We start from the raw sequence: 8,726 nt of genomic DNA, 5'->3' as shown, positions 1-8,726 counted from the left end.
GGCCGCGCGGCGTCCGGGCCGGCTGGTCGCCGCGGGCGTGGCGGTGTGCGGGCTGGCCGAGGCCGGGGGGCGCCGGTGCGGGGGCGCTGCGGTCTTTCCGGGCAGTGCCGCCCTGTGGGCTCCCCTGTGGGTGCTGGAGCGGTCGGTGTGCGTGTGGGCGGCCGTCGCCGCCCGGGCGAGCGGCGGGGTCTCCTACGCGGGTGCCCGGCTGCGCACCGCCGGGCACTCCCGGGCCGCCCTGCGCCGGCGGGTGGGGGGCCGCTCAGCTGCGGATGCGGATCCTCTCCGCCAGGGCCAGAGTGCGGGCCTCCGCTAGGGCGTCCTCGAAGGTGGCCGAGGTCCCGGAGCGGCGCTCCGGGACCATGTCGAGATCGAGGCGCCCGAGAGCGACCGGTCACCGTGGTCGGATACGATCAGCCGACTGATCGAAACGACCGGTCACAGGAGGAGATCCATGTTCACCCCCGATGTCGCCGACGGCGTCCACCGCCTCGCTCACGCCCACGTCAACTGCTACCTGCTTGAGGACGACGACGGCGTCACCCTGGTCGACGCCGGTCTGCCCAGCATGTGGCCCATGCTGCTGGAGGCCCTGGAGGAGCGGGGGCGCCGGCCCGACGAGGTCAGGGCGCTCGTGCTGACCCACGCCCACTTCGACCACGTCGGCTTCGCCCGCCGCGCCCAGGAGGAGTGGGGCCTGCCCGTGCTGGGGCACCCCGCCGACGCCCGCCTGGCGGCCCACCCCTACCGGTACCGCCCGGACCGCAACAGGTTCCTCTACCCCGTCGCGCATCCGCGCTCCATCCCGCTGCTCGCCCGGATGGCGGCGGCCGGGGCCCTGGCGGTCAGGGGCGTGCGGGACCTGCGGCCGCTGGAGACCGGCACGCCCCTCCCGGTGCCGGGCCGGCCCGTCGTCGTCCACACGCCCGGGCACACGGACGGGCACTGCGTCCTGGACCTCCCGGACCGTGACGCCGTCCTCAGCGGGGACGCCCTGGTCACCCTCGACCCCTACACCGGCCGGCGTGGCCCGCAGATCGTGGCCTCCGCCGCCACCAAGGACACGGCTATGGCGCTGGCGTCCCTGGACGCCGTCGCCGCGACCGGGGCGGGCACGGTCCTGCCCGGCCACGGGGAGCGCTGGACCCAGGGGGCCGGGGCCGCCGTGCGCCACGCCCGGGCGGTGGGCGCCCACTGAGCCGCCGCCGTACCCTGACCGGACCGGTCCCCGACCACCCCTGCACCACCCCTGCACCACCCCAACCAGCTCGGAGGAGCACCCATGAAGCAGCTGTCCCTCGCCGCCCCCGGAGGCCTCGACCGGCTCGCCCTGCAGGACGTCCCCGACCCCGGAGCGCCCGGGCCCGGCGAGATCCGGGTCCGGGTGCGGGCCAGCTCGCTGAACTACCACGACTACCTCGTGGTCACGGGCGGCTCCCCGACGCAGGACGGCCGGATCCCCATGGCCGACGGCGCCGGCGTCGTGGAGGCCGTGGGAGAGGGCGTCGAGGAGTTCGCGGCGGGCGACGCCGTGGTCTCCTGCTTCTTCCCGCTGTGGCAGGACGGCCCGGCCGTGGACGGGGACTTCTCCCGGGTGCCCGGGGACGGGCTCGACGGCTACGCCCGGGAGGTCGTGGTCCGGCCCGCGGGCTGGTTCACGCGGGCGCCCGCCGGCTGGTCCCACGCCGAGTCCGCCACCATCACCACCGCCGGGCTGACCGCGTGGCGCGCCCTCGTCGTCGACGGCGGGCTCAAGGCCGGGGACGTCGTCCTGGCCCTGGGCACCGGAGGGGTCTCCGTCTACGCCCTGCAGCTGGCCAAGGCCATGGGCGCCACCGTCGTGGTCACCTCCTCCTCGGACGAGAAGCTCGAGCGCGTGCGCGCCCTGGGCGCCGACCACACGGTCAACTACCGGGAGACCCCGAAGTGGGGCCGCACGGTCCTGGAACTCACCGGGGGCCGGGGTGCCGACCACGTCATCGAGGTCGGCGGGCCCGGCACGCTGCCGCAGTCCGTGCGGGCGGTGCGGATCGGCGGGCACATCGCGCTGATCGGCGTGCTGACCGGCGCCGCGGGGGAGGTGCCCACCGCGCTGCTCATGGCCAGACAGGCGCGCCTCCAGGGCCTGATCGTGGGCAGCCGCCGGGAGCAGGCCGACTTCGTGCGGGCGCTCGAGGCCACGGGGCTGCGGCCGGTGGTCGACCGCAGCTTCGGCCTCGCCGAGGCCGCCGACGCGTTCCGCTACCAGGAGTCCGGCCGGCACCTGGGCAAGATCTGCCTCGAGTTCTGAGGCGGCGGGTCCGTCCCGGAGCCCGGCCCCGGGACGGACGTCCTCAGCGGGTGGCCCAGACCTGCTGGGTGCTGCGCGACCAGTGGACGGTGTACCCGTTGGAGAACTTCTGGTAGTAGCCGTCCGCGGTGGGGACCTCCCCGGTGAGGGGGTAGCCGTAGCCGTCGACCCCGCCGGTGGCGAGGAACCGGTGACCGATGGCCCCGGAGGTCTTCACGGGCTGGGCGCCCGTGGCGGGGCTCCAGTAGACGGTGGTCCGGACGCCGTCCCGGGCGAAGTCCTGGTACACGCCGCCGTCGCGCAGCCCGCCGCGCTCCGCCATGAGGGGCTGGCCGGGGCCCGCCGGGCCGCCGAGCTCCCAGTAGCGGGCGCCGATGCCGTTGACCACGGGGTGGTCGGTGGCGGGGGCCTGCGGCGCCGCGGCGGCCCAGGGGGCCGCGCTCGTCGTCGACTGCGGGGCCACGCCCGAGGAGGTGGAGGACGGGGCGGAGGAGGGGGCGCCGGAGACGCGGGCGGAGCTGTCCGCGGGCGCGCCGCCGTTGGCGTACCCGTAGAGGTTCACGGTGGAGAGGACCTGCCACGGCTGCCCCGTCCGGGACAGGCTGCCGTCCGCGTAGCTCAGCCCGACGCCGATGACCTCGTGGCGGGGGTCCTTGATGGCCTTGTCGTGGGCCGGGGACGCGATCCACCACCGCACCAGGGCGCGCACGTCCCGGTGGTACTCGAGGGCGATCACCTCGTTGGCGCTGGTCCAGGGGCCGGTGCGCGGGTCCTGGAGGAACGAGGTGCTGTGGGAGAAGGCCTCCTCGGTCACCTGGCGGTCGGACTCCTTCTGCACCACCTGCGAGAGCGTGGCCGAGTGCTTCAGGGGCCGCACCCCCAGGGAGGCGCGGTACCGGTTGAGCTCGTCCAGGATGATCTGGGCGTCGGACTGCCGCTGGGCGGGCCCGAGCTCGACGATGTCCTGCGCGGCGGCCTGGGCGGGGGCGGCCAGGACCAGCGGGGCGCCGGCGACGGTGCTGACGCCGAGACCGGCGGCGACGGCCAGGGAGGCCGTGCGGCCATGAGGGCGTGCGGGGGCAAGGCGGTGTTTCGCCATGGGTGCTTCTGCTTCCTGCTCTGTCTGCACGCGCGGAAAGATGGGGGGGTTTCCGCGCGGCGGGGGGCTATCGCCGTCCGGCCGGACAGCGAGACAGATCGGACCCGTGAAGGGCCCGTGGGCTGGGGAAGACGCCCACCGGAATGCTAGGCAATAACTATTGCTAATACGAAGACGGGACAAATGTTTCGTGCCGCGGACTAAAGACGCGCCGATTTCGCCCGATATCCCTCACCGGCCGATAACGGGACGGTAAAGTCGCCCTTTCTGCCCATTCCCGGAAATGCCGGTGAAGCCCGCGCCGCGCACGGGTCGCGCCCCGGCGGCGTCCGGGCACCGGCCGCGGGGGCCGCCGGGCGATAGTCTGGTGAGGCCCCTCCGGGAGAGGAGAACGATGCCCGTCCCCACCGCACCCACCGCCCGCCCCGCGCTCCTGCGCCGAGCCGCCGTCCTGTGCCTCACCGGCGCGGCCGCCGTCGGCCTCGTGGGCTGCGGCCCGGACCTGGAGACGCCCGAGGGCGTCGTCGAGGCGTTCGCCGACGCGATGGCCGAGCGCGACTGGGAGGGCGCCTGCGGGCTGCTGTCCCACGACTACGTCCACCGCACCACGGACGGCAACTCCCGCTACTGCGCCCTCTACCTGGAACGCCGGCACGAGGACGTCTCCGGCTGGGACGGCCTCGAGGTCCAGGGGGATCCGGTCCGGATGGAGCAGGGCTGGGAGGTGGTGGTCGCCCCCGCGGACGACCCCGGCCGCGGCGAGCGGGCGGTCGTGGTCGAGGAGTCCGGCCGGCTCGTGCTGCTGGGCTACCCCGGCGGCGAGCCCCTCGACCCGTGACCCCGGCCCGTGAGTCCGCCCGTGAGTCAGGCCCGTGGCCCCGCCCCGCGCTCCCGTCCCGGCGCCCGGCCGGTGAGGCCGGCGCCGCGCCCTCCGCTCCTCCGATCCGCACGTCCCGCACCGTCCGAGGCCCCAGGAAGGACCCGTCATGACCGATCCCCAGAGCAGCCCCGCCGCACCGGCGCCCGTCTCCACGCCGGAGGGCGAGACCGTCGAGATCTGCCGCAACCTCATCCGCATTGACACCTCCAACTACGGCAGCGGTGACGCCAAGGGGGAGCGCCGCGCCGCCGAGTACGTCGCCGGCCTCATCGAGGAGGTGGGGCTGAGCCCGACGCTGCTCGAGTCCGCCCCCGGGCGCGCCAACGTGTTCACCCGCCTCGAGGGCACCGACCCCGCCGCCGACGCGCTGCTCGTGCACGGGCACCTCGACGTCGTGCCCGCGATCGCCGCCGACTGGTCGGTGGACCCCTTCGGGGCGGAGCTCCGGGACGGCATGATCTGGGGCCGCGGCGCCGTGGACATGAAGGACATGGACGCCATGATGCTCTCGGTGCTGCGCCACATGGCCCGCACCGGGGCCCGCCCGAAGCGGGACATCGTGTTCGGCTTCTTCGCCGACGAGGAGGCCGGGATGAAGTACGGCTCCCGGTGGATCGCCGAGCACCACCGCGGGCTCTTCGAGGGGGTCACGGACGCGATCAGCGAGGTGGGCGGGTACTCGGCGACCATCGGCGGCCGCCGGGCCTACCTGCTGCAGACCGCCGAGAAGGGCCTGATGTGGCTGCGGCTGCACGCCCACGGCACGGCCGGGCACGGCTCCCAGATCAACGACGACAACCCGGTCACCCGGCTGTCCCGGGCCCTGGCCAACATCGGCGAGCACCAGTGGCCGGTGGAGCTGACCAAGACCACGCGGGCGTTCCTGGAGTCGGTCACCGAGCTCACGGGCGTGGAGTTCGACCCGCAGAACCCGCAGCGGCTGCTGACCGAGCTCGGCTCCGTGGCCCGCTTCGTCGGCGCGACGCTGCAGACCACGGCGAACCCGACGATGCTCGAGGCCGGGTACAAGGTCAACGTGGTCCCGGGCTCCGCCGAGGCCGGGCTGGACGTGCGCTACCTCCCGGAGCAGCGCGAGGTCGTGCTGGCCAAGCTCGCCGAGCTGGCCGGGGACGGCATCAACTTCGAGTTCGAGTCCGACGACATCGCCCTGGAGGTCCCCTTCTCGGGGACCGTGGTCGACGCCATGGTGGACGCCCTGCACGCGGAGGACCCCGACGCCGTCGTCCTGCCGTACATGCTCTCCGGCGGGACCGACAACAAGTCCCTGGACCCCCTGGGGATCACCGGCTACGGCTTCGTGCCCCTCCGCCTGCCCGACGAGCTCGACTTCCCGGCCATGTTCCACGGGGTCGACGAGCGGGTGCCCGTGGAGTCCCTGGACTTCGGCTCCAAGGTCCTCCACCGGCTCCTGGCGAACTACTGAGCCCCGGCCCCGACCCCGCAGGAGCGAGATGACCCCCGTGGACCCCGCCCCGGCCCCGCCCCCGGGCACGGACCCGCGCACGCCCCCGAGCGCGGCCGCGGGCGCTCGCCCGGCCACCCCCGAGGAGCTGCTGCCCGACGAGCTCCTCGCGGCCTTCCGCGAGCGCGCCGCGGGCTACGACCGGGAGAACCGCTTCTTCGACGAGGACTTCGCCGACCTCGTCCGGATCGGCTACCCGCTGATGCTGGTGCCCCGGGAGCACGGCGGCCTCGGCTTCGGCCTCCAGCAGGCCGCCGCCGCGCAGCGCCGCCTGGCCGCCGCGGCCCCCGCCACGGCGCTGGGCATCAACATGCACCACGTGCTCGTGGGCGTCGGGCACACCCTGCGGCTGCGCGGCGACGCCCGCGCCGGCGGCATCTTCGAGGCCGCCGCGGCCGGGGAGATCTTCGCCTTCGGCATCTCCGAGGCCGGCAACGACGCCGTGCTCTTCGACGCGCAGACCGTCGCCGCCCCGGACCCCGACGGCTACCGGGTCACCGGCACCAAGATCTTCACGTCCCTCTCCCCGGTGTGGACCCGCCTGATCGTCCACGCCCGCGACGACACCGACCCGGAGGCCCCCCTCGTCTTCGGGTTCGTCCACCGGGACGAGCCGGGCATCGAGGTCCTCGACGACTGGGACACCATGGGCATGCGCGCCTCCCAGTCCCGCACCACGGTCCTCTCCGCCGTGCGCCTGCCCGCCGACCGGGTGCTCACCCGCACCCCCGCCGGACCCAACCCCGACCCGGTGGTCTGGGGCATCTTCGGGTGCTTCGAGCTGCTCCTCGCCGCCGTCTACACCGGCATCGCCGACCGCGCCGTGGAGCTCGCCGCCGAGACCGCCCGCACCCGGCGCTCGCGGGCCGGGAACGGCCCGTACTCCGACGACGCCGACATCCGGTGGCAGATCGCCGAGGCGGCGATCCTCCGCGACGGGGTGGAGCTGCAGCTACGGCAGCTCACCGCGGACGTCGACGCCCTGGGCTCCGCGGACGCCCCGGACCACGGGCCCCGGTGGTTCCTGCATTTCTCCGGGGTCAAGCACCGCGCGACCGGGACGGCCCGCCGGGTGGTCGACCTGGCGATGCGCGCCTCCGGGGGCGCCCAGTACTCCCGCGGCCGGGAGCTCGAGCGGCTCTACCGGGACGTCCTCGCCGGGATCTACCACCCCTCGGACAGCGAGTCCGTCCACGCGGCGGTCGCCAAGGCCCTCCTCGGGCCGGTCGGCGGCTGACCCGGCGCGCCCGCCGGGTCAGATGGTGCGCTCGACCCGCATCACGCGGCGGCGCAGCCAGTACTTGCGCGTGCCGCCGTAGAGGAGCACGGAGCGGGTGAGCTCCCACTTGCCGTACTCGGCGTGCTCCGCGAGCCGCGCGCGCGCGTCGCTGATCTTCTCGTGCGGCGCGACGGTCAGCAGCAGGTACTCGTAGCCCTGGTCCGAGTCCCTCGTGACGGTCGCTGTGCCGGCCCCAAGTTGTTCTCTCATCGGTCCCCATTCTGCACGGATAAGCGATAACGTCTACTCCATGAGCAATGATCCTCGTGCTGCGTTGCAGGCCCTCGTGAGTGCCCTCGAAGAACACCTCGCCGCGGCTTCGAATCGCCGCGGGGAGGACGACCCCGCCGTGGACGGCGCCTATCTCGCCATCGCCGACGCGTTCGACGCCTACGAGGAGGCGCTCTACGACGCCTACGACGAGGTGACCCCCCTGACCGTCTTCGCCGAGGAGGACGACGACCTCGACGAGGACGACGACTCCGACGACGAGGACGAGGAGGAGGAGGACGACGAGGAGCTCCTCGAGGACAACGAGATGCTCGACGAGGACCTCGTCGACGAGGAGGACTACGACGACCTCGACGAGGACTCGGACGCCGCGAAGGCCTCCGACCGCGACGCGGACAGCGCCCGCCGCACCCGCTGACGCACCGGTCCCCAGCACACCGCACGAGCGGCCCGCCCCGGCGGGCCGCTCGTGCGGTGTGCTGGGCGGGACGGGACCACCCGCGGCGGTGCCGTAGGGTGGCTGGGTGAATTGGATCGAAGCAATCATTCTGGGCCTGGTCCAGGGCCTGACCGAGTTCCTCCCGGTGTCCTCCTCGGCGCACCTGCGCATCGTGGGCGAGTTCCTGCCCGGGGGCGCCGACCCCGGGGCCGCGTTCACGGCCATCACCCAGCTCGGCACCGAGACCGCCGTGATCATCTACTTCTGGCGGGACATCGTCCAGATCATCAGGCAGTGGGCGCTGTCCCTGGCCGGGAAGGTCCCGCGCTCGGACCCCGACGCCCGGATGGGCTGGCTCATCATCCTGGGCTCCCTCCCCATCGGGGTGCTCGGGCTGCTGCTCGAGGACTACATCGACACCCAGTTCCGCTCCCTGTGGATCACCGGCACCATGCTCGTGGTCTTCGGCGTGATCCTGGCCGTGGCCGACCGCGTCGGCCGCCAGCAGCGCCACCTCGACGACCTCACGGTCAAGCACGGCGTCTACTACGGGCTCGCCCAGGCCCTCGCCCTGATCCCCGGCGTGTCCCGCTCCGGCGGCACGATCACCGCCGGCCTGTTCATGGGCTACACCCGCGAGGCCGCCGCCCGCTACGCCTTCCTGCTGGCCATCCCCGCGGTGTTCGCCTCGGGGCTCTACAAGCTGGCCAAGACGGTGGGGGAGCCCCAGTCCGGGCCCTACGGCATGGCCGAGACCGCCATGGCCACCGGCATCGCCTTCGTGGTCGCCTACGTGATCATCGGCTGGTTCATGCACTACATCTCCAACCGAAGCTACACGCTGTTCGTCTGGTACCGCATCGCCCTGGGCCTGGCCATCTTCGTCCTCCTGGCCCTGGGCCTCATCAGCGCCTGACGCCGCTCCGCGCCCCCGCGACCGGTCGGCCCCGGAACCTCCCGGGGCCGACCGGTAGGTTAAGGGGGGCCCCGCGCCCCACCCCGTCCCCGAACTCTCCCTGAGGTGA

9 protein-coding genes and 1 pseudogene are annotated in these 8,726 nt (G+C 73.9%); 8 read left to right on the top strand and 2 right to left on the bottom strand.

Annotation, left to right across the window (positions count from 1 at the left end; all coding sequences use genetic code 11):
* From IEW07_RS21180 to IEW07_RS17925, 3 genes and pseudogenes are all read left to right on the top strand, one after another.
* Nucleotides 1-316 (top strand): annotated as a pseudogene (locus tag IEW07_RS21180) (hypothetical protein); the annotation flags it as partial.
* 138 nt (nt 317-454) lie between these two features.
* Nucleotides 455-1,198, top strand: coding sequence for an MBL fold metallo-hydrolase (locus tag IEW07_RS17930; RefSeq protein WP_188539745.1), 744 nt, complete (start codon nt 455-457; stop codon nt 1,196-1,198).
* Nucleotides 1,199-1,282: 84 nt separating this feature from the next.
* Nucleotides 1,283-2,290: a zinc-dependent alcohol dehydrogenase family protein gene (locus IEW07_RS17925; RefSeq protein WP_188539743.1), complete on the top strand. Its 1,008-nt coding sequence runs from the start codon at nt 1,283-1,285 to the stop codon at nt 2,288-2,290.
* A 43-nt stretch (nt 2,291-2,333) separates the two neighbouring features.
* Here IEW07_RS17925 and IEW07_RS17920 read toward each other — a convergent pair whose 3' ends face one another.
* Nucleotides 2,334-3,389, bottom strand: coding sequence for a CAP domain-containing protein (locus tag IEW07_RS17920; protein WP_188539741.1), 1,056 nt, complete (start codon nt 3,387-3,389; stop codon nt 2,334-2,336).
* Nucleotides 3,390-3,783: 394 nt separating this feature from the next.
* On the opposite strand from IEW07_RS17920, the gene IEW07_RS17915 reads away from it, so the two are divergent.
* From IEW07_RS17915 to IEW07_RS17905, 3 genes are all read left to right on the top strand, one after another.
* Nucleotides 3,784-4,227 carry a hypothetical protein gene (locus IEW07_RS17915; protein ID WP_188539738.1) on the top strand — a complete coding sequence of 148 codons (444 nt, stop codon included), beginning with the start codon at nt 3,784-3,786 and terminating at the stop codon, nt 4,225-4,227.
* A gap of 148 nt (nt 4,228-4,375) precedes the next feature.
* A complete protein-coding gene (locus IEW07_RS17910; protein WP_188539737.1) occupies nt 4,376-5,713 on the top strand; it encodes a M20/M25/M40 family metallo-hydrolase in 1,338 nt (445 codons plus the stop codon).
* 28 nt (nt 5,714-5,741) lie between these two features.
* Complete coding sequence (locus tag IEW07_RS17905) at nt 5,742-6,989, top strand: acyl-CoA dehydrogenase family protein (RefSeq protein ID WP_188539735.1); 1,248 nt, start codon at nt 5,742-5,744, stop codon at nt 6,987-6,989.
* A gap of 18 nt (nt 6,990-7,007) precedes the next feature.
* Here the strand turns inward: IEW07_RS17905 and IEW07_RS17900 are convergent, their stop codons facing one another.
* Nucleotides 7,008-7,241: a DUF5703 family protein gene (locus tag IEW07_RS17900; protein ID WP_188539733.1), complete on the bottom strand. Its 234-nt coding sequence runs from the start codon at nt 7,239-7,241 to the stop codon at nt 7,008-7,010.
* 40 nt (nt 7,242-7,281) lie between these two features.
* Between IEW07_RS17900 and IEW07_RS17895 the strand changes: the two genes are divergently transcribed.
* Nucleotides 7,282-7,680: a primosomal protein gene (locus IEW07_RS17895; protein WP_188539731.1), complete on the top strand. Its 399-nt coding sequence runs from the start codon at nt 7,282-7,284 to the stop codon at nt 7,678-7,680.
* Between the two features lie 106 nt (nt 7,681-7,786).
* Nucleotides 7,787-8,617, top strand: coding sequence for an undecaprenyl-diphosphate phosphatase (locus IEW07_RS17890; RefSeq protein ID WP_188539729.1), 831 nt, complete (start codon nt 7,787-7,789; stop codon nt 8,615-8,617).
* Nucleotides 8,618-8,726: the final 109 nt, after the last annotated feature.

It is taken from the genome of Kocuria dechangensis, from assembly GCF_014636775.1.
In the GTDB taxonomy this organism is placed as follows: domain Bacteria; phylum Actinomycetota; class Actinomycetes; order Actinomycetales; family Micrococcaceae; genus Kocuria; species Kocuria dechangensis.
Note: the sequence above shows the minus strand (reverse complement) of the source record. Positions and strands in the feature narration are given on the sequence as shown.

Excerpts from the sequence above, each read along its gene's own strand:
- IEW07_RS17925 (WP_188539743.1), top strand. The coding sequence starts at position 1,283 with ATGAAGCAGCTGTCCCTCGCCGCCCCCGGAGGCCTCGACCGGCTCGCC.
- IEW07_RS17915 (WP_188539738.1), top strand. The coding sequence starts at position 3,784 with ATGCCCGTCCCCACCGCACCCACCGCCCGCCCCGCGCTCCTGCGCCGA.
- IEW07_RS17895 (WP_188539731.1), top strand. The coding sequence starts at position 7,282 with ATGAGCAATGATCCTCGTGCTGCGTTGCAGGCCCTCGTGAGTGCCCTC.
- IEW07_RS17910 (WP_188539737.1), top strand. The coding sequence starts at position 4,376 with ATGACCGATCCCCAGAGCAGCCCCGCCGCACCGGCGCCCGTCTCCACG.
- IEW07_RS17900 (WP_188539733.1), bottom strand. The coding sequence starts at position 7,241 with ATGAGAGAACAACTTGGGGCCGGCACAGCGACCGTCACGAGGGACTCG.
- IEW07_RS17920 (WP_188539741.1), bottom strand. The coding sequence starts at position 3,389 with ATGGCGAAACACCGCCTTGCCCCCGCACGCCCTCATGGCCGCACGGCC.
- IEW07_RS17905 (WP_188539735.1), top strand. The coding sequence starts at position 5,742 with ATGACCCCCGTGGACCCCGCCCCGGCCCCGCCCCCGGGCACGGACCCG.
- IEW07_RS17930 (WP_188539745.1), top strand. The coding sequence starts at position 455 with ATGTTCACCCCCGATGTCGCCGACGGCGTCCACCGCCTCGCTCACGCC.